Source organism: Marinomonas ostreistagni (assembly GCF_016888445.1).
GTDB lineage: Bacteria > Pseudomonadota > Gammaproteobacteria > Pseudomonadales > Marinomonadaceae > Marinomonas > Marinomonas ostreistagni.
In genome coordinates, this window is record NZ_JAFEKF010000002.1 from 201,020 (window position 1) to 224,372 (window position 23,353).

21 protein-coding genes are annotated in these 23,353 nt (G+C 49.9%); 12 read left to right on the forward strand and 9 right to left on the reverse strand.

Going from position 1 to position 23,353, the window contains the following annotated elements; genetic code table 11:
• Positions 1–3: 3 nt before the first annotated feature.
• Positions 4–1,482: an NAD-dependent succinate-semialdehyde dehydrogenase gene (locus JQX58_RS06375; RefSeq protein ID WP_204146000.1), complete on the reverse strand. Its 1,479-nt coding sequence runs from the start codon at positions 1,480–1,482 to the stop codon at positions 4–6.
• Positions 1,483–1,803: 321 nt separating this feature from the next.
• Here JQX58_RS06375 and JQX58_RS06380 point away from each other — a divergent pair, with 321 nt between their 5' ends.
• The 4 genes from JQX58_RS06380 to JQX58_RS06395 all read left to right on the forward strand — a co-directional run bounded on the left by JQX58_RS06380 (position 1,804) and on the right by JQX58_RS06395 (position 5,949).
• On the forward strand, positions 1,804–2,406 hold the full coding sequence (locus tag JQX58_RS06380; RefSeq protein WP_204146001.1) for a TetR/AcrR family transcriptional regulator: 603 nt from the start codon (positions 1,804–1,806) through the stop codon (positions 2,404–2,406).
• Between the two features lie 73 nt (positions 2,407–2,479).
• Positions 2,480–3,400, forward strand: a complete 921-nt coding sequence (gene hemF, locus JQX58_RS06385; protein ID WP_204146002.1) for an oxygen-dependent coproporphyrinogen oxidase — start codon at positions 2,480–2,482, stop codon at positions 3,398–3,400.
• Positions 3,401–3,583: 183 nt separating this feature from the next.
• Positions 3,584–4,384: a shikimate dehydrogenase gene (gene aroE / locus JQX58_RS06390; protein WP_204146003.1), complete on the forward strand. Its 801-nt coding sequence runs from the start codon at positions 3,584–3,586 to the stop codon at positions 4,382–4,384.
• Positions 4,385–4,788: 404 nt separating this feature from the next.
• Positions 4,789–5,949 (forward strand): GNAT family N-acetyltransferase, encoded by a 1,161-nt coding sequence (locus JQX58_RS06395; RefSeq protein ID WP_204146004.1) that lies wholly within the window; start codon positions 4,789–4,791, stop codon positions 5,947–5,949.
• 145 nt (positions 5,950–6,094) lie between these two features.
• On the opposite strand, the gene JQX58_RS06400 is transcribed toward JQX58_RS06395, so the two are convergent.
• The 3 genes from JQX58_RS06400 to hmpA form a co-directional block, all read right to left on the reverse strand.
• The gene (locus JQX58_RS06400) at positions 6,095–6,586 is read right to left on the reverse strand and encodes an ImmA/IrrE family metallo-endopeptidase (protein ID WP_204146005.1); all 492 of its coding nucleotides are present in this window, start codon (positions 6,584–6,586) and stop codon (positions 6,095–6,097) included.
• Entirely contained in the window at positions 6,573–7,199 is a 627-nt protein-coding gene (locus tag JQX58_RS06405; protein ID WP_204146006.1) for a hypothetical protein, read from the reverse strand. Before JQX58_RS06405 ends, JQX58_RS06400 begins: the two co-directional genes overlap by 14 nt.
• Positions 7,200–7,584: 385 nt before the next feature.
• Positions 7,585–8,778, reverse strand: a complete 1,194-nt coding sequence (gene hmpA / locus JQX58_RS06410; RefSeq protein WP_204146007.1) for an NO-inducible flavohemoprotein — start codon at positions 8,776–8,778, stop codon at positions 7,585–7,587.
• 217 nt (positions 8,779–8,995) lie between these two features.
• Here hmpA and norR point away from each other — a divergent pair, with 217 nt between their 5' ends.
• Entirely contained in the window at positions 8,996–10,567 is a 1,572-nt protein-coding gene (gene norR / locus JQX58_RS06415; RefSeq protein WP_204146008.1) for a nitric oxide reductase transcriptional regulator NorR, read from the forward strand.
• Here the strand turns inward: norR and JQX58_RS06420 are convergent.
• Positions 10,564–11,001, reverse strand: coding sequence for a group II truncated hemoglobin (locus JQX58_RS06420; RefSeq protein WP_204146009.1), 438 nt, complete (start codon positions 10,999–11,001; stop codon positions 10,564–10,566). The two genes, norR and JQX58_RS06420, sit on opposite strands and share 4 nt — an antisense overlap.
• Complete coding sequence (locus JQX58_RS06425) at positions 10,991–11,182, reverse strand: hypothetical protein (RefSeq protein ID WP_204146010.1); 192 nt, start codon at positions 11,180–11,182, stop codon at positions 10,991–10,993. Before JQX58_RS06425 ends, JQX58_RS06420 begins: the two co-directional genes overlap by 11 nt.
• A 335-nt stretch (positions 11,183–11,517) precedes the next feature.
• Between JQX58_RS06425 and JQX58_RS06430 the strand changes: the two genes are divergently transcribed.
• A complete protein-coding gene (locus JQX58_RS06430; protein WP_338040694.1) occupies positions 11,518–12,879 on the forward strand; it encodes an MATE family efflux transporter in 1,362 nt (453 codons plus the stop codon).
• On the opposite strand, the gene JQX58_RS06435 is transcribed toward JQX58_RS06430, so the two are convergent.
• Entirely contained in the window at positions 12,871–13,590 is a 720-nt protein-coding gene (locus JQX58_RS06435) for an FCD domain-containing protein (RefSeq protein WP_204146651.1), read from the reverse strand. The two genes, JQX58_RS06430 and JQX58_RS06435, sit on opposite strands and share 9 nt — an antisense overlap.
• Before the next feature lie 390 nt (positions 13,591–13,980).
• On the opposite strand from JQX58_RS06435, the gene JQX58_RS06440 reads away from it, so the two are divergent.
• From JQX58_RS06440 to JQX58_RS06460, 5 genes are all read left to right on the forward strand, one after another.
• A complete protein-coding gene (locus JQX58_RS06440; protein ID WP_204146011.1) occupies positions 13,981–15,048 on the forward strand; it encodes a TRAP transporter substrate-binding protein in 1,068 nt (355 codons plus the stop codon).
• Positions 15,049–15,127: 79 nt separating this feature from the next.
• Positions 15,128–15,655, forward strand: coding sequence for a TRAP transporter small permease subunit (locus JQX58_RS06445; protein ID WP_204146012.1), 528 nt, complete (start codon positions 15,128–15,130; stop codon positions 15,653–15,655).
• 4 nt (positions 15,656–15,659) lie between these two features.
• Positions 15,660–17,048, forward strand: coding sequence for a TRAP transporter large permease (locus tag JQX58_RS06450; protein WP_204146013.1), 1,389 nt, complete (start codon positions 15,660–15,662; stop codon positions 17,046–17,048).
• A gap of 25 nt (positions 17,049–17,073) precedes the next feature.
• A complete protein-coding gene (locus JQX58_RS06455; protein WP_204146014.1) occupies positions 17,074–19,884 on the forward strand; it encodes an FAD-binding and (Fe-S)-binding domain-containing protein in 2,811 nt (936 codons plus the stop codon).
• A 265-nt stretch (positions 19,885–20,149) separates the two neighbouring features.
• Entirely contained in the window at positions 20,150–21,211 is a 1,062-nt protein-coding gene (locus tag JQX58_RS06460; protein ID WP_204146015.1) for a DUF5924 family protein, read from the forward strand.
• 41 nt (positions 21,212–21,252) lie between these two features.
• Here JQX58_RS06460 and JQX58_RS06465 read toward each other — a convergent pair whose 3' ends face one another.
• The gene (locus JQX58_RS06465) at positions 21,253–22,044 is read right to left on the reverse strand and encodes a sulfite exporter TauE/SafE family protein (RefSeq protein WP_204146016.1); all 792 of its coding nucleotides are present in this window, start codon (positions 22,042–22,044) and stop codon (positions 21,253–21,255) included.
• 34 nt (positions 22,045–22,078) lie between these two features.
• Positions 22,079–22,963, reverse strand: a complete 885-nt coding sequence (locus JQX58_RS06470) for a LysR family transcriptional regulator (protein WP_204146017.1) — start codon at positions 22,961–22,963, stop codon at positions 22,079–22,081.
• A gap of 104 nt (positions 22,964–23,067) precedes the next feature.
• Here JQX58_RS06470 and JQX58_RS06475 point away from each other — a divergent pair, with 104 nt between their 5' ends.
• Entirely contained in the window at positions 23,068–23,280 is a 213-nt protein-coding gene (locus tag JQX58_RS06475; RefSeq protein WP_204146018.1) for a DUF2798 domain-containing protein, read from the forward strand.
• The last annotated feature ends 73 nt before the right edge of the window (positions 23,281–23,353 follow it).

Consider the following 23,353-nt stretch of genomic DNA (forward strand, 5'->3'; position numbering starts at 1 on the left):
GGTTTATTCAGCGTCTTCTTTAATGCCGCCCATGCACAGATATTTGATTTCTAGGTAATCTTCGATGCCGTACTTAGAACCCTCACGGCCATTACCCGATTCTTTGACACCACCAAATGGCGCAACTTCAGTAGAGATGCCGCCTTCGTTGATGCCAACCATGCCGTATTCTAGCGACTCGGAAACACGCCAGATGCGGCTTACGTCTTGGGCATAGAAGTAAGAGGCCAAGCCAAATGGGGTATTGTTGGCACGCTCGATCACTTCTTTTTCAGTCTTAAAGCGGTACAGCGGCGCGACGGGGCCAAAGATCTCAGTTGAGAAGATGTCCATCTCGTCATTCACATCGGTCAGTACCGTTGGCGTGTAGTAAAGCTCATCGCCCTGCTCTGAGTCGTGACCGCCGACGGCGATTTTTGCACCCTTCTCGACCGCATCATCGACCAGCTCGACTACTTTTTTCACCGCGTCCGTATTGATCAATGGGCCAACGGTAACGCCTTTGGTGAAGCCATTGCCGACTTTGATGTCTGCCACGCGTTCAGCCAGCTTTTTAGCGAATTCGTCGTAAATGCCATCTTGGACAAAAATACGGTTGGCGCTGATGCAGACTTGGCCGGCGTTGCGGAATTTACAGCCGATTAGGCCATCCAGTGCGGCATCGATGTCGGCGTCATCAAAGATAATAAACGGCGCGTTGCCACCAAGCTCCATCGAGGTGCGTTTAACGGTTTTGGCACACTGTTCTTGCAGCGTTTTACCGGTTGGCGTTGAGCCAGTGAAGCTTAGCTTGCGCACAGTTGGGTGGCTGGTCAGTGCTTCGCCCACGTCTTTTGAGCTACTGCCGACGATCAGGTTGAGTACACCTTCTGGGAAGCCTGCTTGGCGTGCCAGTTCTGCCAAAGCTAGCGCACACAGAGGCGTTTCTTTAGATGGACGCGCGATGACTGTACAGCCGGCCGCCAGTGCTGGTGCGACTTTACGAGTAATCATCGCCACTGGGAAGTTCCATGGCGTAATAGCGGCAACGACACCGACAGGTTGTTTAATGGTAAGTACGCGCTTGCCGGATGCAAACGTCGGGATCACATCGCCGTCGGTACGGCGCGCTTCGTCAGCGAACCAATCTAAAAACTCTGCGCCATAAAGCACTTCGCCTTTGGCTTCTTCAAAGGGTTTGCCCTGCTCTAGGGTCATTAGTGTCGCGAGATCTTCTTGGCTTTCTAATACCAGCTGATACCACTTACGCAGCAAGGTGGCGCGCTCTTTAGCGGTTTTCTTTTGCCAAGCTGGCTGTGCGGCTGCGGCGGCTTCGATGGCACGATTGGTTTCGTCCGCGCCGCAATCCGCCAAGTTGGCAAGGGTTTCCCCTGTAGCTGGGTTGGTCACGGCAAACGTCTGACCTGAATCTGCTGACACCCACTGACCGTTAATGAAGGATTGGCTTTTTAGTAGGCTTGGTTGCGTTAGTGTGATTTCCATAATGACTCCAGACTCAAAATTAGAGGTTCGCGATCGAGCGCTAGGCTCGATTCCAAGTGAAGGCAGCAAGTCATCGCATTACATCGCTCAGTACTCGCCACCGCGTAAAATCACTATAGCGCTTAAATCCGGTGCGTTTTGCTTAAGAAACATGAAAGCACCGTGAAGAAACGCGCAAATGCCAAAAGGCTTACACCTTGTGTCAGAGATCCGGAAAAATGTGGGTCATTTAAGGATGTGTATTTAAATGGTCATAAACCTTGCCTATAGTGAAACAAACAAAAGCATCTACCGATTGATAGATAGCAAGGAGAACAACACATGGATATGCAATCGACCCTCAGTGCTGCCAACAAGCCTGAGAACCCAACCAAGCTTGCGATTATGGCCGCGGGTGAAAAAGCACTACTAAGCCAAGGTTACAAAGCCATGAGCTTTCGTGATTTGGCGGCTGAAGTAGGTATCAAAAGTGCCAGTGTGCATTATCACTTTCCGACTAAAAGCGATTTGGTGCTGGCGGTGCTAAAGCGCTATCGCGCGGATTTTACCGAGCACCTAGTGCTGCCCAAAAAGAAACGCCAAGCCGCGCAAAAAGCGTTAAACAGCTTTATTGATGGCTTTCGTAAGCGCGTCATCGACAACGGCACCTTAAGTTTATGCACCGTGTTAGCCGCCGAAAAGAGTCTACTTGAGCAACAGGTATTAGATGAAATAGAGGCCTTTTATGAGATCAAAGTCGATTGGCTGGCGACGGTGGTGTCATACATGAAAAAAGGCTGGATGCCGACCGATGAAACGCGCCACTACGCCTACCAAATCTTGGCCAGCCTTCATGGTGCTTCGGTATTGGTGCAGGCCAGCGGCGCGCCTGAGCGTTTCGAAGATGCCATGGCGCCTTGGCGTACGCTGGTGGAGCGTTTTTAAGCGCGTGTTGTTGGTTGAGAATCAGTGCTAGAATGCCAGCACTTAATTTACAACCTAGGGAGCGAGCCTAAGCATGGTAACTGAGGACAAGATAGCGTCTGTTAAGCAGTATTTATTAGGACTACAGGATCGTATCTGTGAGCGTCTTGAAGCCTTCGAACCCACGGCGCGCTTTCATGAAGATGCTTGGCAACGTGAAACCGGCGGCATGGGCCGCACCCGTGTGCTGACGGGGGATGTCGTTGAAAAAGGCGGCGTAAACTTCTCCCATGTTAAAGGTGATAAGTTGCCCCCTTCGGCGACCGCCCAGCGTCCTGAACTTGCTGGCGGCAGCTTTGAAGCCATGGGCGTTTCCCTAGTGATTCACCCGCATAATCCCTACGCACCCACCTCCCATGCCAATGTGCGCTTGTTTGTCGTTCGTAAAGAAGGCCTAGAGCCAGTTTGGTGGTTTGGCGGCGGCTTTGACCTGACCCCTTATTACGTCGATGAAGCAGACTGTATCCAATGGCACCAACAAGCGCTGGATTCGCTGACGCCTTTTGGCGAAGAGTATTACGACCGCTTTAAAGCATGGTGTGACGAGTACTTCTTCCTAAAACACCGCCAAGAGCACCGTGGCATCGGCGGTTTATTCTTTGACGACTTTAATGAACTGTCCTTTGAAGACAGCTTCGCTCTGATGCAAGCGGTGGGCGATGGCTACATTGAAGCGTACGAGCCGATTTTAGCAAAACACAAAGACACGCCATTTGGTGAACGTGAGCGCGATTTTCAGTTGCATCGTCGTGGGCGCTATGTAGAGTTTAACTTGGTGTTTGACCGTGGCACGCACTTTGGTTTGCAAAGTGGCGCTGGGCGCACCGAATCGATTTTGATGTCATTGCCGCCTGAGGTGAAATGGACCTACGGTTACGAGCCAGAGCCAGGCAGCCCAGAAGCCGCACTGACAGAAGACTATCTGACTGGACGCGATTGGTTAGGGCGAGCTTAAGTAGAATCGCTCTTTCCTATTAATCTTTGATCAGCAAGCGTCCAGCCACCAAAGAGACAGCTCAAATGGCACATCCCTTTGCCCCTTGAACTTTCACCGTGATTATGACGGTTCTTCTCTGGCTTGGCTTTGACGTTTGCTGATAATGAACATCGAATTTAGCAATCTTAATTGAGGTTTACAGTGGAACAGCTCGCAGTAATCGGTAATCCCATTGAACACAGCAAATCCCCAGAGATTCATCATGCGTTTGCCGCGCAAACTGGTTTGGCAGTCAATTACTCCAAGATCCTTGGTGATCTAGAAGGCTTTGAGCAGCAGGTTCAGGACTTCTTCGCCGAAGGTGGACTCGGGTTAAACGTTACTGTGCCGTTTAAGCAGCGTGCGTTTGATATGTGCGACAAGCTAAGTAAACGTGCCGAACAAGCCGGAGCCGTGAACACCCTAATGATGGGCAAAAATGGCGAACTCTACGGCGACAACACTGATGGCGCAGGCATGGTGCGCGACATTGTAAAGGTGCTTGAGCAGCCACTTAAAGGCAAACGTGTATTGATCTTAGGTGCTGGTGGCGCGGTACGTGGTGTGCTGGGGCCTGTTATGGCACAAGATCCAGAAACGGTCACGATTGCCAATCGAACGGTAGCGAAAGCCGAAGAACTGGCGCGCATTTTTAACTGCGACTACTCAGGTTTTGATGATCTAAAAGGCGCGTTTGATGTCATTATAAACGGCTCCTCAGCAAGTTTAGGCGGTGAACTACCACCATTAAAGGACTCGCTGATCGCGCCTCATACGTGGGTCTACGATATGGTTTATGGCAAAGAGCCGACTGTCTTTATGCAATGGGCATTTGCGCGTGGCGCACAAGGTGCAGACGGCTTAGGCATGTTGGTTGGCCAAGCGGCAGAAGCTTTCTTCTTGTGGCTACACCAGCGCCCTGAACAAGCACCAGTGATTGAAAAACTACGTGCTGAGATGTAGTCAGTTTAGCTACTGAATTCTAAGATCATATACTCTCTTCGCACTGGCTAAACGGCACATCCATATGCCCATTAGCCAGCGTTGTCATCCTGACAGCAGTGTTCAGGTAAGTTTATGTTTGTCTTTGCTCAGATCATAAAATCTCTTCGCACTGGCTAAACGGCACATCCATGTGTCCATTAGCCAGCGTTGTCATCCTGACAACTGTGCTCAGATGAGTTTATGATCTTAGCTAGGCGTTTTTTGTTACTTGGTTAGAGCACAAGAATACTTTTGGCTTCAGCAATCAATCGAAGAGCCGCCGTCAGGATGACGGCATCGGCTCACCAGCACAGGGATGTGCTGTTGAGCCGACTCGCAGATGATTGCTAAGTCACAATGAATAACTTCACTTCGGAGGCCTCATGAAAGCCCAATGGTTCGCATCCATCGCAGATATTGGCTATGAACGCTGGCAGCAGGCCATCGGTGAGACCTCTTATCCGTTTGCCCAATTCGCTTTTTACCAAGCGTTAGAAGAGCACCACTGCTTGGGGGATGGCACCGGTTGGTATCCAGAATACCTACTAGTCATGGACGACGATGACACGCCGATTGCGATTGCGCCGACCTTCTTAAAGACCCACTCGCAAGGCGAGTTTGTGTTTGACTGGTCGTGGGCCGATGCCTATCAGCGCTATGGCTACGATTATTACCCTAAGCGCATTTGGGCGGTGCCTTATTCACCGGTGACAGGTCCACGCTTGTTTACCCACCTTGATCCGACCGGCCATTCTGAAGAATACGCGGCCATTTATGCGGCGCTTGCTCCAGTGCTGACCCAAGCCAACCAAGAGCGCCAGTTCTCCAGCTGGCATTTGCTATTTTGCCGCGAGCACTTGGCCGAACACTTGGCGCGTTCGGATGACTACTTACACCGTATTTCCTGCCAGTTTCATTGGTTTAACAAAGGCTATCAGTCGATGGCGGATTTCTTTGCCACCTTTGCCAGCCGTAAGCGCAAAAGCGCTCGCAAAGAGCGCGAGAAAATCGCCCAGCAAGGCTTGCGCCTAGAGCGCAAGCTCGGCTCCGAGCTGACAGCTGCTGATGTGCAGTTTTTCTATATTTGCTACCAAAGCACCTACGCCAAGCGCGGCCAAGTGGGCTATCTCAGCGAAGCTTTCTTCCAGCAGCTGGTCAATACCATGGCGGAGCAGATCTTATTGGTACTGGCGTATAAAGAAGACCTGCCAGTGGGGGCGTCTTGGTGTTTCTTCGACGATCACTCACTCTATGGCCGTTATTGGGGCTGTATCGAGGAATTTGACTGCCTGCATTTCGAGGCGTGTTATTACCAAGGCATCGAGTTCTGCATCGAAAAAGGGTTACAGCATTTTGATCCAGGCACTCAAGGGGAACACAAAATTGCCCGCGGCTTTGAGCCTGTGTTCAGCCACAGCATTCACTACATCGAACACCCTGGTTTTCGTGACGCGATCGGCAACTTCTGTGAAGAAGAAGCCGAGGCTGTGCGCGAGTATCACCAAGATACCCATGAACTGCTGCCGTTTAAGCAGGGCTTATAGCTATCTAGGCTTTCTAAGTTAATATTTTCTACAGTCTAGTTTTTCCAGCGGACGACTATTACTTTGCGAAACTGCAATTATTTCGAATAAAAAATACCCGCATAGGGCGGGTATTTTTTAAAAAGCTTGGATAGCTTATTGGTTATCAGGCTATCAGCTTAAATGTTTTCAAACGAATAGTCATGGCTTGCTGCGATACTTCAAAGTACTGAGCAAGTGCTGAAATATCTTGAGTTACGCTTTTAAAGCGCTCTACGACCAGCTCTTTAGGTAACAGCAAAGCAGCTGCAAAGCGATTCGCTTCTGCTTCATGAGAAGGTTTAATCTTGCTGTTTCCTAACTCACCGTTATCACTTCGATATGCAACACTATCGCTAATACCTGTCCCCATCAAATGTCGATGTAAAATAAAGTGACCTATTTCATGGGCTATTGTAAAACGCTGACGATATGCGCCGTGCGTTTTATTCACAGTGATTTCAAATTGATTGTCTTCTTTGCGTTCGATTTTACCAGACATATTGTCTGCTAAACGCTTTCTAGTTAGCTTGATTCCCAGATCAGAGCATAATTGCTCCAGATCAACAGGCTGGTTTCTCATGGCTTCATTTACGATTTCAAAACTATTTTTCATCATGATGCCCTCCCCTTAAATCTTCATCTGGTGCAGGTGCGATATCGTCTTCTGTACCGCTAGTCTCATTCGTGTTAACTACGCCATTCTTATAAAGTTCTGCATAGTCCTGAAAAAGATCTGGTACTGATTCTTCCATGTACTTGATGGCGTCCTGCTCCAGCTTTTCACTCATTTCTTTTTTGAACTGCTCAAAACATTCTTCTGTCGTTTTTTTGGCAATGAATTCAGCGCGATCCTTTAAATGCATAAAGCCAAACACACCAAGGATGGCAAATACTACCCCTATCAGAGCTAGGGCCAATGACGCAAAATCTAAACGACCTAATTGGTAAGCAATGCTTATTGCATCAGCATGAAGCGCAGTTGAAACAGTAGATGAATTCATAATTTCAACGCCTACCTCATCAACTGTCTGGACAGTAGTGCTAACTACTTTGGAAACGGAAGAACTGCTTGTTTCCGTATCAACAGACGCGGCAACCGCTTTATTTACTACTGGTACCGAAACTGGGAACCAAGTTGTCCCGCCATGGTGAATAAACCAAAAACCGGCGATGGTCAGAGTTGATATTGTCCATACCCAATGTGCCAGTTTTAAACCTTTCTTTAACACTAAGAACTATCCCTGAACACTACATATAGTGGTGAAAAACCAAAAAAACACTACATATAGTGTTTTTTACTTCCTTTTAAAACCAGAAAACCGCTCTAATGGCGGTTTTTTAGTGTTGCGAGCTTTTCAAATTGTATGTAGTAGTATCACTAAGCAATGAACCAAAAGATACTAAGACCTGTACACTTAATGTGTAACATCTTACACGTTAAGTGTACCCGTAACTGCATTTTTTTACACGGTAAATGTGTGTATTTGTGTCATTTAATGGCGTTATTTTGTGTATGTTGTACTGAGTTAGCACGGTTTTATATCAGAGGCCAAATGCTAAGCGTCGTCTGAGTCTGGTCGAAGGCTGGATTTGTCTTACTCCAGAAAGGCTTACTTAAAAACTCTGATGTGGTCCAAACACTTCGTAATGAATGCGATCTTCGCTGACACCAAGGCTGAGTAGTTGCGCTTTCGCAAACATCATAAAGCCCACTGGGCCACACAGGTAAAAGTCGCCATCGTTAACCGGTAGTATCTCTGCGATTTGCGCCAGCTGCATTTGTCCTGCGAGGCTGTGATCTTCATTCTCCGGTGCCTGATGTTCAAACCAAGTGTAGTGAGTGAGGTTGATGCGCTCTGCCAAGCTTGCAACGTGCTCGCCAAACGAGTGTTGGCTTGGAGTACGACAAGCGTGTAGGTAAAACACTGGGTTGTTAGTGCCTTGCTGCACCAGCGTGTCAAGGATGGCATTCATCGGGGTTAAACCAACGCCCGCAGAGATTAAAACAACTGGGCGCTCACGCTCTTGATAATGAAAGTCGCCAGCAGGCGGCATCAGAGCCACTTCATCACCGACTTCGACACTATCGTGCAGGTAGTTAGACACCACGCCATTTTTCGTATCGTTTAGCTCACGTTTGACGCTGATGCGGTAGTTTTTGCCATTTGGTGCAGTCGATAAGCTGTACTGACGAATCTCATCAAACTCGTGATCGCTTGGGTGCACTTTGAGCCCTAAATACTGACCTGGAACGTAATCCATCACTGGCTGCTGATCGACTGGTTCTAGCACAAAGCTAGTGACCAGCTCAGATTCGAGTTGTTTTTGCGCCACGCGGAAGGTACGGAACTCTTCCCAACCGCCATCTTTGGCTGCGTTGGCTTTGTACAAATCCCCTTCTACTTGGATAAAGATATCCGCTAGTTGCTGGTAAGCGGCGCCCCATGCTTCTTCAATCTCCGGCGTGAACGCATCACCCAGTAATTCGCGTAGCGTTTCGATTAGGTGATGACCCACGATTGCGTACTGATCGGCCTTGATATTAAAGCTGGTGTGTTTATGGGCGATGCGCATCACAGCACCAGTCAGCACGTCTAGATTATCGATATGAGTTGCATAGGCAGCGATCGCATCAAACAGGGCTGCAGGTTGGCGGCCTGTGGCTTGATGCGACATATTGAATACATCTTTTAATTCGGGGTTGTGCGTAAACATGCGCTTGTAAAAATGCTCAGTGATGGCTGTCCCCGCTGATGCCAATACCGGAATAGTCGCTTTTACGGTGTCGATATGTGTTTGCGCTAGCATAGTGTGTCTCCGCGATGTTTTAAGTGTTTTGGGCTCAATCAACTGAACCAGTTAACCTCTAAGAGCGAAAACAGTGCCAAAAATATTTTATCTAATTAATTCAGTTGGTTAGGTAATTTAGAGAATTGATATAGGTCATTTTGACTGGCTTATTTTCGTGTCATTACCTATTAATTAGGTCAATATGACCTAACGATAAGAATTGAATGAGATAGTTATGATTGCCAGTGATCACCTACTGCGATTTGCCTTAGACCTTGCCAGCTCTGTGACCTTAGAAGATCGGTTCGAGCGTCTAATACGTGCGGTGCGCGCAACCATCGAATGTGATGCGGTGGTATTACTAGTACGCCAAGGCGACGTGCTACAGCCGCTTGCGCAGCAAGGGTTAGTCGATGATGTCATGGGGCGCCGCTTTAGTATTCAAGAGCACCCGCGTTTCACCGATATTTGTGCTTCATACCAACCGGTACGCTTTCCAACAGGCTGCACGCTGCCTGATCCCTACGACGGTATGGTGGCGGGCCATGCTGATGGCTTGCCAGTACATGCCTGCATGGGCATCCCGCTATATGTACAAGGCCAGCTGTTGGGCGTAGTGACGCTGGATAGCATGACGCCAGGTGTGTTTGATGACATTGATGCTCGAGCGTTAGATATTGTCGGTACGATGGCGGCCATGAGCCTTAATACCGCCATGCTACTGCAGCGGCTGGAGCAAAAGTCGAAGCACGCACAAGAGCTCTTGGTGGAGTTAAGTGAAGAAGCATTGAATAAAGAAGCGACTGAGCTGGTTGGACAGAGCCAAGCCATGCAAACACTCAAACAACACCTAGAGTTGGTCGCACCGGCGGATTTAGCTGTGCTGATTGAAGGTGAAACCGGTGTGGGTAAAGAACTAGTAGCACGTACCCTGCACCGTGCCTCTCAACGCTCACAAGCGCCGATGGTGTATGTGAATTGTGCGGCGATTCCAGAAAACCTGATCGAAAGTGAGCTCTTTGGCCATGTCAAAGGGGCTTTTACTGGCGCGGATCGAGATCGTGTGGGTAAGTTCACACTCGCCCATGGCGGCACGCTGTTTCTCGACGAAATTGGTGAATTGCCCTTGGAAGCTCAAGGCACGCTACTGCGTGCCATCCAAAACCAAGAAATCCAGGCCGTCGGTAAAGACAGTATCGAATACGTCGATGTGCGCATCATCGCTGCCACCAATCGCGACCTAAAACAAGAAGTAGCGGAGAAACGCTTTCGTGCCGACCTCTATCATCGGTTAAGCGTATTTCCCATTGCGGTACCGCCACTGCGTGAGCGCCAAGGCGATGTGCTGCTGTTGGCAGGCTTTTTCGCTGAGCAGCTACGCCGAAAATTTGGCTTGCAGCAGCTAACCCTCTCGGCCAATGCGCGTCAGCACTTACAACAGTATGCGTGGCCAGGGAATGTTAGGGAGCTTGAGCATGTATTATCGCGCGCCGCTTTACTCGCAAAACAGCATACAAATCAGGGAATTACCTGCATTGATGTAAGCCACCTAGGCGACATAAACTCGACCTTGCCGCAGGATGAACAGCTGCCGACAAGCAGCGACCTTGCGGCTGAAAAAGCAACAGATAGCAGCGTCGATCTAAAAGTAGCGACAGAAGATTTTCAGCGCCAAATGATTCAACAAGCCCTCGATCAAGCCGAGCTTAACTGGGCGCAAGCGGCACGTCTTCTCAATATGGACCGAGCCAACCTAGTGCGCTTAGCAAAGCGCTTGGATATCCACGTTACCAAGCAGCGGAGTTAGGCGTTATTTTGGCGCTGAGCTTGGCTCACTTGTTGGATGCGGCCCGCGGGGACGCTAAGGGCTGAGATTAGGTAGTCACGTAAATCGTCGTCATAACCGCATTCTACTAAAGCGTCATTCATGCAGTTGAGCCACATTAGGCGCTCGGCATCGTTTACGTCTAGGTGCGCGTGCGCACGTGGCAGTGCGATTTGACCGTATTTGGCGGCGTACATGCGTTCCCCGCCCATCCAGCCGTGTAAAAACAGGATCAGTTTATCGATCGAGGTGTCCACAGGCTGCGGGTGCATATCAAATAGTGGTCGATACGCTGGCGTGTCCGCCATCAAGCGATAGAAGGTGCGCACAAGTTTGTTCAGACCTTCCAAGCCACCAATGGCTTGCAACGTGGCATCGCCCTCACCGAAGGTGGGTTTCGTTGTATTACTCGTCATTCTTCTGCTGCTTCTCAGCTTTCGCTTTGTCCATTTTGACGGAGTTGTGCCAACCACCTAATGCGGCCAACGCACCAATGATTAAGCTCATGTACATCGGGATTTCGAACAGCATGGTAATACTGATAAAGACACAGCCTACAGCGAGACCTTCTAATACGGGTTTGAATGCTTTTTTCATAGGGACTCCGAAAATTTTCGCTGCGAAGTTTAGCAAAATGGCCACTAAATTAAAGCAAATTGTGGAAAAAACCACCACTTATCCAGATGTCAATACAATTTGCTACATGAAACGAATTTGCTGGAACTATGTGGATAACTACTATTTTGGCGCATATTTTGGGTATAAATCCAGGCTATCGCCGTGAAAGACGGCTTTAAACTGTCTAAACGCTAAAAAAATGTGTATAACAGGCGCTTATTTCCACAATCAATTATCGGCGGCACGCGGTTAGCGTTAACTAACTTATCCACAATGATGCAAAATACACCCAATTTGTTCCAACGAGGCAAAGCTTGAGTTATCAACAGCTGAAAGCACGTATCCAGCAAGACGGCGCTCTACATCGCAAAATCTGGCATCTAGCATGGCCGCCAATGGTGTCTAACATCACCACGCCTCTACTTGGTTTAGTCGATACGGCTGTGGTCGGACATCTAGGCACAGCATTGCATCTTGGTGCGGTTGCCATCGGCGCGAGCATTTTTAGCTTCTTGTTTTGGGCGTTTGGCTTTTTGCGTATGGGGTCGACCGGATTAACCGCGCAATCTATGGGACGTGATGACGGGCATCGTGTGCGGGCGCTGTTGTTACAGTCGATTGCGATGGGCGTGGGAATTGGTTTATTACTGATTCTGTTCCAAGGGCCCATTATTGAGCTGGCGATCTATTTTATGGAGCCGAGCGCCGAGCTAGAGCCTTGGGCGCGGGCCTATTGTGAAGCGCGAATCTACAGCGCTCCGGCTGTGTTGGCAGGCTATGCCTTGATGGGCTGGTTCTTTGGTATTCAATATTCCAAAGGCCCTTTATGGATGCTGCTGGTGATCAATATCGCCAACATGATGCTGGATTATGTGGCCGTGTATCAGTGGGATATGGCCAGTGTCGGCGTCGCTTGGGCGACGGTAGCATCGCATTATTTAGGTGTGTGCTTTGCGCTGGTGCTAGCGGCCAAGCAATTACAGCGTTTTGAAGGGCACGTGCCATTAGTGGATTTGGCCAAATGGCGTACCTACATTGAGTTGGTGCAAGTGAATCGCTATTTGTTTGTGCGCACGGTTTTACTGCTGACCGTGATGACCTTCTTTACCGCACAAGGGGCGCGCCAAGGCGATGCGGTCTTGGCGGCCAATGCGGTTTTAATGACCTTCCTAATGATCATTTCCAATGCGCTGGATGGCTTTGCGTTTTCTGTGGAAGCGCTATGTGGCGAATATCTAGGGCGTAAAAAGCGTGAGCTGTTTGAGAAGGTGATCCGCTTATCGACTTACTGGGCGTTGTTTGCTGCGTTGTTGTTAATGTTGGTGTTTTGGCTGTTTGGCGGGCTGATTATCGACCTTTTAACCAGCGTTGAATCGGTGCGAGCGACGGCCAAACTGTACCTACCTTGGCTGATTGCCTTTCCTCTGTTGGGTATTTGGTCCTACATGCTCGATGGTATATTTATCGGCACGACCAGTGTTAAACAGATGCAAAACACCATGATTCTCAGTGTGTTAGGCGTGTTTTTTCCATTATGGTGGCTGACCCAAGGCTTAGGCAATCATGGTCTTTGGCTCAGCATGGCGCTGTTTTTTATCGCTCGTGCGATCACCTTGTGGTGGTGTTACCAGCGTAATTTGAAGCGCCATGTGTGGTTTGCGCCTGAGTCAGTCTAATTCTTGTTCGTTGCGTCGCAAGGAGCGTTGAATACGTGACGCTTCGCGGCGCATTTTTAGCAGGTTATCTTCGACAAACACGAGATGCGCATGCACCGCCGAGCGTGCTTCATCAGGCTGCCCTGCCATGATGGCATCATACAGCGCCTGATGTTGTGCCATGACATGGCCACGCGCATCTTTCTTTTCAAATAAATTGGTCAGATTGGCCGAGATGCTTTTTTCTAACGTCGAAAACAAGCTGCGCAATGTGTGCAGTAGCACGACATTGTGAGCGCATTCGGCGATCGCCATATGAAATTCGGCATCGAGCTTGGATTCTTGGCTTGAATCTTCACGTTGGTTCGCTGCCACTAAGGCGTTGTAGCGTTTGGTCAGCATGGCCTTATCCGCCTCTGTCGCACGCAGCGCGGCGTAATAAGCCGAGAGCCCCTCTAGCGCATCGCGAAACTCTAGTTGATCGTACAAAAACTCGTCATGAGAGCTTAGTAACGCTTGCAGTGGATCGGTAAACGAAGAGCCCAGCTGCTCAGAGACATAAGTACCGCCGCCATGTTTGGAGTTCAGCACGCCGCGGGCGGCCAGCTTTTGGATCGCTTCTCGTAATGAAGGCCGTGACACATCAAAGCGCTCCGCCAACTCGCGCTCCGGCGGTAATTTCTGCCCAGGTTTAAACGTCCCTTCCAAAATCATACTTTCGAGCTCTTGCATGATGATGTCGGAGATTTTCGGCTGTTTGACGCGTCCGAAGCTACTTTTGCTCACGATAAAGCCCCTTTATGTATGTCTACCTAATTGGTTTTGTTGCAGTTAATTATTTGGTAAGACCAATGTCAATGTTTTTCACATGCTGAATAAAACCCTTCAACTTCTGTGGATAAAGTTAAAAGTGGTAAAACCAATGGTAAAAATCACTAATATGTCGACAAAAGTCTTAAAAATAGCCAGTTGACAAATTATCGGCTTGTTCTTATCTTTGCCTTACTTTGATCAGGTAAATTGGTATGACCAATTTATCGATCTTGGATAATAGCCTCTAGTTGGTCTGGGAGTCACGGGGGCGACGATAAAAATAAACATATCCAAACAAAGGTTATAAAAATGAAAACATCCGTAAAAACTCTGCTCACAGGGACAGCGGTAGCTGTTGCCATGGCATCTCTTACACCTGCGGCGTTGGCTGATGACAAGAAAATCATGCTAAAAGTGCCCGTAGCCTTCTCTACTAATCTACCTAGCCTAGGTTCTCCGATCGTTAAAGTGGCGGATCAGCTTAAGCTGGTTTCCAACAATACGCTGCGCATGAAGGTATACGAGCCGGGTAAATTGGTCGCACCGTTTGAAATTTTAGACTCTGTATCACGTGGCAAGGTTAATGCAGGCTTCACGTTGGCAGGTTACTGGGCAGGTAAAATCCCTGCGTCACCGATGTTTTCATCTGTACCTTTTGGTCCAGAAGCGTCTGAATACCTTGCGTGGATTTATTACGGCAACGGTTTAAAACTGTACCAAGAAATGTACGACCAAGCGGGTTACAACGTACATGTTGTGCCATGTGGTATTACCCCGCCAGAAACCTCTGGCTGGTTCTCAAAGCCAATCGAAAAGCCAGAAGATCTTGAAGGTCTGCGCATGCGCTTCTTCGGTCTTGGCGGCAAAGTCATGGAGAAGCTAGGCGTGTCGACGTCGTTGCTACCAGGCTCAGAAATCTTCCCTGCGCTGGAAAAAGGTGCGATTGATGCCACTGAGTTCTCTATCCCTTCAGTGGATAAAAACATCGGCTTCCACAAGATCGTCAAATACAACTACTTCCCTGGTTGGCACCAACAAGCAACCTTGGCTGAGCTTTTGATCAACAAAGATACTTGGAATGAAATGTCCGAGAGCCAGCAAGCGCAGCTAAACCAAGTCTGTAAAGCTTCCGTGGCGGACTCACTTGCCCAAGGCGAAGCGGAGCAGTTTGCCATCTTGCAAGAAAACGTTGAAAAGCGTGGTGTTGTAATCAAAAAGTGGAGCCCAGAAATGCTGAGCACCTTTAAATCCGCTTGGGACGAAGTGGTCGCTGAAGAATCGGCGAACGATCCATTCTTTGCCAAAGTCTGGGAAGACCTATCGGAATTCCGTGAAGGCTACAAAGTCTGGGGCGAAAATGCCTTCCTACCGCGCTAAGCGCTCGTTTAACGACGACTTCAAGCCAGTAAGCATTTGAGCTTACTGGCTTTTCTGATTGATTTAACAGGAGAATCACGTGTCTCACTCTGATTCTGATGCTTTGCCAACTGTACCCTTGGCAACCTTTCTAGAAAAGATTGTACTGGGCAGTGGGCGTTTATTTGCGTGGGCGTATGTGGCGCTGATCGTAGTGATTTTGCTACAGGTCGTGCTGCGCTATGGCTTCAACCACGGGCTTGTCTTGCTAGAAGAGCTGCAATGGCACTTGTATGCCATCGGCGTGATGTTTGGTGTGTCCTACGCCCAAGTCACCAATTCTCATATTCGTGTGGATTTGTTCCATGCCACCTTGTCCGCCCGTGCGCGTCACTGCTGGGAAATCTTTGGCATTGTGTTTTTGCTATTTCCTTTTATCTACGTGGTGTTTGATTCCAGCTTGCCGTTTGTCTACGACGCGTGGCGCATTGGCGAATCGTCGGCCGCGCCGACTGGATTGCCCTACCGCTGGGTCATTAAATCGGTGATTCCGTTAAGTTTTGCGCTCTTGTTCCTCGCGAGTTTGGCGCGTTTGATCCGTACTGTTGCGGCGCTACGTCGAGGTTAATGCTATGGAAATGAATGAAATTTTAGTCATTGCGATGTTTTTGACCTTCATCGCTTTATTGTTCACCGGCTTTCCGGTGGCGTTTGTCTTGGGTGGCGTTGGCGTTGCCTTTGCGTTTATCGGTTACCTTTCAGATATCTACCTCGATACCTTCACCGGTTTGGATTATCTAACCCTGAGTTTGGTGGTTAACCGCATCTATAAGGTGATGGATAACTGGGTCATGGTCGCCCTGCCGATGTTTATCTTTATGGGCATCATGCTGGACCGCTCTGGCGTGGCCGAGCGCTTAATGCAGTCGATTCAGCAGTTGTTTGGTCGTGTGCGTGGCGGCTTGGCGATCACGGTTACTCTGATCGGTATTATCTTGGCGGCGTCGACCGGCATCGTTGGCGCATCTGTGGTGTTGCTGGGGTTAATGTCCTTACCTGCAATGCAAGCGCAGAACTACAATAAGCCGCTGGCGCTGGGCACCATTGCCAGTGCGGGCACCTTGGGTATTTTGATTCCGCCTTCGATCATGTTGGTGATCATGGCCGATCAGTTGGCACTGTCCGTGGGTGACCTATTTATGGGCGCGGTAGCCCCAGGTTTCTTGTTGGGTGCGATGTATGTGTTCTTTATCGTCGCGGTTGGCATCATTCGTCCGAGTATGTTCCCGCTGCCAGAAGACGCTAAAAAAGTCGATTGGCCAGTGATTTGGAATGTATTTAAGAGCATTTTGCCGCCTGTGGCGCTGATTTTTGCTGTGCTCGGTTCGATCTTTGCAGGCATCGCCACGGCGACTGAAGCCTCAGGTGTCGGTGCATTTGGTGCGACCTTGCTGGCCTGGTGGAATAAAAAGCTGAACTTCAAAGTCTTTAAGGAAGTGCTGCACGGTTCTTACAACACAACCGCGTATATTTTCGCTGTCTTCTTGGGCGCGACCTGTTTTGCCTTGGTGTTGCGCGAATTAGGCGGAGATGAGCTGATCGAGTCTTGGTTGCATGCGCTACCGTTTGGTGACTACGGCATCATTGTATGCGTATTGTTGATTATTTTCTTATTAGGCTTCTTCCTTGATTGGATTGAGATCACGCTGATCGTACTGCCTTTGTTGGCACCGGTGATTTCGGCACTGGACCTAAATATCAATGGTTACGGTGTCATCGATAACCCAGAGCTGGTGTGGTTTGTGATGTTGGTAGCGATGGCGCTGCAAACCTCCTTCTTAACACCGCCGATGGGCTTCTCGTTGTTTTACTTAAAAGGCGTTTGCCCGCCAGATGTGAAGTTGTCTCACATCTACAAAGGTGTGGTGCCTTTTATCATTCTGCAGTTGATTGGTTTGGCTATCTTGGTCGCTTGGCCGCAGCTAGTGCTGTGGTTACCGGCGACGGCGTACGGTAGTTAATTCGTCAGTAAAATTGGAACACGTTATGAAACCGCATTATCAAGCTTTATACGACAAGTTGGCGCAGCGCATTGATCGCGAGCGTTTGATTCATGACCCTTTGCGTACTCTTGCGTACGGTACGGATGCCAGCTTTTATCGCCTTGTGCCGCAGTTGGTGGTGCGGGTTCATAACGAAGAAGAAGTACAATTTGTGCTGCGTGAAACGCGTGCCATGGATATCCCGGTGACGTTTCGCGCCGGCGGCACCAGCCTTTCAGGCCAAGCGGTCACGGATTCGGTGCTGATTCAGCTGTCTGACCAATGGAAGGGTTACCGCATTCACGATCATGGTCATGCGGTGTCATTGCAGCCAGGCATTATTGGTGCCCGTGCTAACCAGCTGCTAGCGCCCTATCAGCGTAAAATCGGCCCAGATCCAGCATCGATTAATGCCTGTATGATCGGCGGGATTGCCGCCAACAATGCCAGCGGCATGTGTTGTGGTACCGCGCAAAACAGCTATCACACGGTGAAAAGCATGCGTGTGATCATGGAAGACGGCACCTTGCTGGATACCTCCGATGAGAACAGTCGCGCTAACTTCCAGCAAAGCCATACAGAATTGTTATCCGAATTGGATACATTAGCCAAGAGTGTCAAAAATGACAGCGATTTAGCCAACAAAATAAGACACAAATACAGGCTCAAAAATACAACTGGGTACAGTCTTAACAGTTTGGTAGATTTTGACGACCCATTCGACATTCTGATGCACCTAATGATCGGTTCCGAAGGGACGTTGGGCTTTATCAGCGAAGTGACTTACGAAACCGTGATCGAGCACCCAATCAAAGCGGCCGCGCTGATTTACTTCCCAGACATGCATACGACTTGTCGTGCGGTGACCGTGCTAAAGAGCACACCGGTGGCGGCAGTGGAGTTGATCGACCGCGCGGGTTTGCGCGCAGTGGAAGACAAGCCTGGCATGCCTGAGATGCTCAAAACATTAGACGAAAGCGTTGCTTGCCTATTGGTAGACGTGCGCGCTTCGACTCAGGCTGAGCTTGAGCAGCAGATTGCTCAGGTGGCGCAGTCCCTTGAGAGCATGAATGCGCTCTACGAGATTGAGTTCACCCAAGACAAAACCCTCTACGACACCTACTGGAAGATCCGTAAAGGTATGTTCCCAGCGGTCGGCGCCGTGCGAAATGTCGGCACCACGGTCATCATCGAAGATGTGGCGTTTCCCGTGGAACAATTGGCCGAAGGCGTGGCCGAGCTACAAGGCGTATTTCAAAAATACGGCTACAGCGAAGCCATCTTGTTTGGCCATGCCCTTGAAGGCAACCTGCACTTCGTCTTTACCCAAGGCTTTGATGATCCGGCCGAAGTCAAACGCTACGAAGCACTGATGGACGAAGTGGCGCAGCTGGTCGCCGGTAAATACAACGGCTCTCTAAAAGCCGAGCACGGCACAGGGCGTAATATGGCGCCTTATGTGCTGCTCGAATGGGGCCAGCAAGCCTACGACATCATGTGGCAACTGAAAAAAGCCTTTGACCCAAAAAGCTTGTTAAACCCTGATGTGATTTTGACGCACAACGCCAATATCCACGTGGAAAACCTCAAGCCGCTGCCCAAGGCCAACGACAAAGTCGATACCTGTATCGAGTGCGGCTTTTGTGAGCATGCCTGTCCGTCGCGTGATCTGACCTTGACGCCACGCCAGCGCATTGTGCTGTGGCGTGAGATTCAGCGCTTAGAACGCTCGGGCGAATCTCCCGAGCGCTTGGCCGAGCTGCGCCAAGAATACGCCTACGAAGGCGTCGATACCTGCGCCGCCTGTGGTTTGTGTTCGATGCAGTGCCCAGTGGGCATTAATACTGGCGATTTGACGCGCGAATTACGCCACGATCGTTACGACGATACCAAGGTCGGCTATTGGATCGCCGATCATTTTGAAGGCGTCACCAAGACGGCGCGCACCGGCCTTGCCCTCGCTGGCGGCATGCGCACTGTGCTAGGTAATAGTGGTATGAAAGCCGTCACCGGCATCGCCAACAGCGTGACCGGTGGCATAGTGCCTAAATGGCACCCGCAGATGCCAAAAGCCGCCTCAGTGCCGCAGCAGCGTATTGCCATCACCCAAGACGGTCGCCCGACGGTTGTCTACGTGCCGAGCTGTGCCACGCGCGTGATGGGCGCCGGCCCAAACGCACAGGATCAGCGCCCCGTGATGGAGGTGATGCTATCTGTACTCGAAAAAGCAGGCTATAACGTCATTGTACCCGAAGGCATCGATAGCCAATGCTGTGGCATGGCGTTTCAATCCAAAGGCCAGTTTGATGCGGCGGCGCAAAAAGCTAATGACCTCAATAGCTTACTGATGAGTGCTACGCAACAAGGCGCGCTACCAGTGGTGTGTGACACCAGCCCGTGTTTACTGACTATGAAAGACACTCTCGATCCAGCATTGAACTTGTACGAGCAAGTACAATTTCTAGCGGATCACGCCATGGCGAATCTAAACATCGAACGCAAAATCCCGAAAATGGCCCTGCATATCACCTGTAGCACCACACGCATGGGCTTAGGCAATACCTTCGTGAAACTGGCTGAGCAACTGGCCGACGAAGTCGTGATACCGCCGGATATCACCTGCTGTGGCTTTGCCGGTGACAAAGGTTTCAGTACACCCGAGCTAAACCAAAGCGCCCTGAAAACGTTGAAAAACGCCGTACAAGACTGCGACGTCGGCTACTCCAACTCCCGCACCTGCGAGATCGGCCTGACCGAGCACTCCGGCATCGAGTACCAATCGATTGTTTACTTAGTGGACCAGCTGGCGCGATAGCTATTTGTTCACGTTAAAAGCTTGTTCATGATGCATGAACAAGCTTTTGCGATAGGCACTGATACCTTTTCTAGCGCATTCTGCGCTCAAACCATCATCACCAAAACTGCGTTGTGCAGACGTGACTGTAAGGCGGTGATAAGATCCGCGCCCTAAGATATTCCATAAATAGTTGATGACTATTCCCAGAAGGAATATTTTATGGCCACACCTCACTAATCTCACAGAGTTGGTGAGATTGCAGATTCAACTGGGCGCTCATTAAATGATCTTTATAAAAAACTTAGTCACCAAATCTATAGTCTTCGCGCAGCAGTGGCCTGGGCTATTGGCAGTGATCGCCTTTGCCAGTGGTGTGGCGAGTTACGCGCTTGTCGAGCGCAACGAATCGTTTGCGCAGGGTATCGCCGTTCTATTGTTGTTGTCTTGGTTGTGGCTAATCATTGATAACTGGCTACGCCATAAGGTCAAACAACGTTTCGGCGTCGATGTGTCGCCAAACTTTATGCGCTTTGCGCTGCAAATGGTGCAGCAAGAAAGCCTGTTTTTTGCATTGCCGTTTTTCTTAGCGGTGACCTCTTGGAACCATCCGCAGGCGGCCTTCACTGGTTTGATCATTGTCTGTGCTTTTATCTCTGTCGTGGACCCGATTTACTACAAAAAGCTGGCCAGCCAACATCTGCTTTATACGGTGTTTCATAACTTTGCGTTGTTTGTCGTGTTGCTGGTGACCCTACCCATTTTATTGCATCTGACGACTAGCGAAAGCGTGAAGATCGCTCTAATCATCGCCACCATATTCACCATCCCCAGCTTAAAAAACCTGATGCTCAATGCTAAATGGTGGCACTTCCCTATTTTGATCATCGTGCTTTGCGCCTTGAGCGCTGCCCTGTGGCAATTGCGCAGCTGGGTGCCACCTGCGGCGCTACGCTTAACGGATATCACGATCTCACATGACGTCAATGAAGAAGAGCTCAAGCCCGCTGAAAGTGTCAAACAGATCAGTGCAAACACGCTAAAACAAAGTGGCTTATATACGTGGACGGCCGTCAAAGCGCCGCGAGGGTTAAATGAAAAAATCTATCATGTCTGGATCCAAGACAAACACGAAGTTGATCGTATCGCCTTAGAGATCGCTGGCGGGCGCCAACAAGGCTATCGCGCTTGGACCCACAAAGTTAACTTCCCTGAAAACCCAATGGGGAGATGGCAAGTTGAAGTCGTCACAGAATCTGGACAATTGATTGGCTTAACCAAATTCACCGTCACCAAAGCGACAGAATCTGAGACGCCAGTCACACCGGCAGCTGAGCTGGCGCGCTAGTTGATATGTTTCTTGCTCAGGCACTTAACCTATTCATGGCACTACAACCAAAAGGTCGAGTACATGCCGCAGACGCAGACGATCAGTAGCGCCCAGCCGATCACTTTAAAGAACACTGGGGTTTCGGCTTTTTGAATCTTGTCGTGGAAATGCTGGCCGATCAGGTGGCCGATAAAGGCACAAGGCAACAGCCAAAGCTGGTGGATCAGTTGCAAGTCGACGCCCGCGATCAAAAAAGACGTCATCTTGATGCACACCAAGATAAACCACAGCACAAATAGCGTGTCGCGCAGCTGATGGCGCGGCACCTTGGTGGCAAACACCGATACGATCAAAGGCGCGCCGACCAGCGATGTGCCGCTGACATAGCCGCCCAGCATTAGCAGGCCGTTGTTGACGATCGGATTAGTGCTGTAAAACGGCCGACTGATGATATAAGACACCGCAAACACCGACACGATCACAAAAATCACGCCCGTGACGATATCATTAGGCAACGTCAGCAAGCCAAATACACCGATCAACTTAGGCACGATCATGATGCCAAGCGCCTTGCGCAAATAGCCCCACGCAATGTTGCCGGAGGCTTCACCCTGCTGCGGTAAGTCTTGATTGTGCTTGGCTTTTTTGGCGCCGCGCCAAGCGATCCAGCTGGAGAAAATCAGCAGATGAATGGAAATAATCGGTAGAAACACCAGCGGGTCGTTGTGCACCAGCAACAGAAACGGCAGCGCCAATACCGCGCCCCCGAAGCCCAGCCCAGTACGGACAAAGCCACTCCAAATAAAAATCCCTGCGATGGCGGCATACTGCCAGCCCATTAGCTGTTCCATGGTGTCGATCTTCTTAACAATGCATAAGCGGGAATTATGACGGTTGAAACCACGCTTGGCTATGCAAGTACGCCATCAATTCATCGCGCAATAGCTTGGCACGCACCGATAAACTGCGTCGATACGGCCACACCATATAAATTTCGCGACTGCGCCCGCGCCACTCCGGCAACACCCGCTGTAAGTGACCTTGCTGCATCTCTTCATAGACCAAGCTCTCCGGCAAAAAGGTCACCCCTTGGCCGTGCTTCACTAGATTGACGGCAATGCGCATATCGTTGCTGGTGTGGCGATGGGATTTATCCAGCGTCACGCTTTTGCCGGATTGGTGAATCAAATGCCACTCGGCAAACAACTGGCCCGCTACGCTTTGGGTTTGCTCCAGTTGCTCTAGCGTCGTAGGAAATGGCGCTAAGCTCGGTGACGCGACCAGCACGCCTTGGATCTCGCCGACCTTGCGCTGAATCAGTGACAGATTGGCCGACTGCCCCGAACGCAAGGCCAAATCCGCCTGCGTATCTTGCAAGCTTTCGTAACTGTTACTGAGCTCAATACGTAGGGATATTTGCGGGTATCGTGCGGTAAATTGCGCCCAAAATTCATCAAGTGGCCCAGCACCTAAGTTCGTTGGCGCAAGGATTTTAACCTCACCTTCGAGACTATTAAGCGTGTGATCCAGGTCTGAGATACGCTGGTCCAACGCCTCGATAAACTCCGCACACTCGCGGTAATAAGACTCGCCCGTGGTGGTCAGCGTCAGCCCCTTCGTCGAGCGATGCAGCAACACCGCTTCGAGCGTGTTTTCCAGTGCAGCGATGCGGCGCGATACCGTCGCAATGGTCATGCCCAACTTATCCGCCGCCGCGGTTAGGCTTTTGGCCTCAGCGGCCACGATAAAGATTTTAAGATCGTCCAGCATTTTGCATTTCTGTAAAAAGGGTTATTAAAAGTGGCTATTTTTACCAATATAACGCTTTGGTAAGCTTCTCGCATTCGTTAATAGCCATTTTTGAGGACGTTTTTATGAAGCACCGTATTGTCTTTGCCGCCATGATGTCATTTGTTTTATCCCTGCTGATGTCGGCTTGGGTGACCTTTATGAACATCGGCGCCCACCCTGAGTTTGTCTCGTTTTGGCTGCACGCATGGATCTACGCATGGCCCGCCGCTGCCGCGATTTCATTTGTGTTCGCACCCTACTTACATCAGCTCGCCACCAAACTCACCAGTAAATAAACACCAAAAAGCCACATCAGACTTCTCTTGGCGTGGCTTTTCTACACCTACTCTGTAAGACCGCGCTATGCGC

Excerpts from the sequence above, each read along its gene's own strand:
- JQX58_RS06375 (WP_204146000.1), bottom strand. The coding sequence starts at position 1,482 with ATGGAAATCACACTAACGCAACCAAGCCTACTAAAAAGCCAATCCTTC.
- JQX58_RS06380 (WP_204146001.1), top strand. The coding sequence starts at position 1,804 with ATGGATATGCAATCGACCCTCAGTGCTGCCAACAAGCCTGAGAACCCA.
- hemF (WP_204146002.1), top strand. The coding sequence starts at position 2,480 with ATGGTAACTGAGGACAAGATAGCGTCTGTTAAGCAGTATTTATTAGGA.
- JQX58_RS06395 (WP_204146004.1), top strand. The coding sequence starts at position 4,789 with ATGAAAGCCCAATGGTTCGCATCCATCGCAGATATTGGCTATGAACGC.
- JQX58_RS06400 (WP_204146005.1), bottom strand. The coding sequence starts at position 6,586 with ATGATGAAAAATAGTTTTGAAATCGTAAATGAAGCCATGAGAAACCAG.
- hmpA (WP_204146007.1), bottom strand. The coding sequence starts at position 8,778 with ATGCTAGCGCAAACACATATCGACACCGTAAAAGCGACTATTCCGGTA.
- norR (WP_204146008.1), top strand. The coding sequence starts at position 8,996 with ATGATTGCCAGTGATCACCTACTGCGATTTGCCTTAGACCTTGCCAGC.
- JQX58_RS06420 (WP_204146009.1), bottom strand. The coding sequence starts at position 11,001 with ATGACGAGTAATACAACGAAACCCACCTTCGGTGAGGGCGATGCCACG.
- JQX58_RS06425 (WP_204146010.1), bottom strand. The coding sequence starts at position 11,182 with ATGAAAAAAGCATTCAAACCCGTATTAGAAGGTCTCGCTGTAGGCTGT.
- JQX58_RS06435 (WP_204146651.1), bottom strand. The coding sequence starts at position 13,590 with ATGCAAGAGCTCGAAAGTATGATTTTGGAAGGGACGTTTAAACCTGGG.
- JQX58_RS06440 (WP_204146011.1), top strand. The coding sequence starts at position 13,981 with ATGAAAACATCCGTAAAAACTCTGCTCACAGGGACAGCGGTAGCTGTT.
- JQX58_RS06450 (WP_204146013.1), top strand. The coding sequence starts at position 15,660 with ATGGAAATGAATGAAATTTTAGTCATTGCGATGTTTTTGACCTTCATC.
- JQX58_RS06455 (WP_204146014.1), top strand. The coding sequence starts at position 17,074 with ATGAAACCGCATTATCAAGCTTTATACGACAAGTTGGCGCAGCGCATT.
- JQX58_RS06460 (WP_204146015.1), top strand. The coding sequence starts at position 20,150 with ATGATCTTTATAAAAAACTTAGTCACCAAATCTATAGTCTTCGCGCAG.
- JQX58_RS06465 (WP_204146016.1), bottom strand. The coding sequence starts at position 22,044 with ATGGAACAGCTAATGGGCTGGCAGTATGCCGCCATCGCAGGGATTTTT.
- JQX58_RS06470 (WP_204146017.1), bottom strand. The coding sequence starts at position 22,963 with ATGCTGGACGATCTTAAAATCTTTATCGTGGCCGCTGAGGCCAAAAGC.
- JQX58_RS06475 (WP_204146018.1), top strand. The coding sequence starts at position 23,068 with ATGAAGCACCGTATTGTCTTTGCCGCCATGATGTCATTTGTTTTATCC.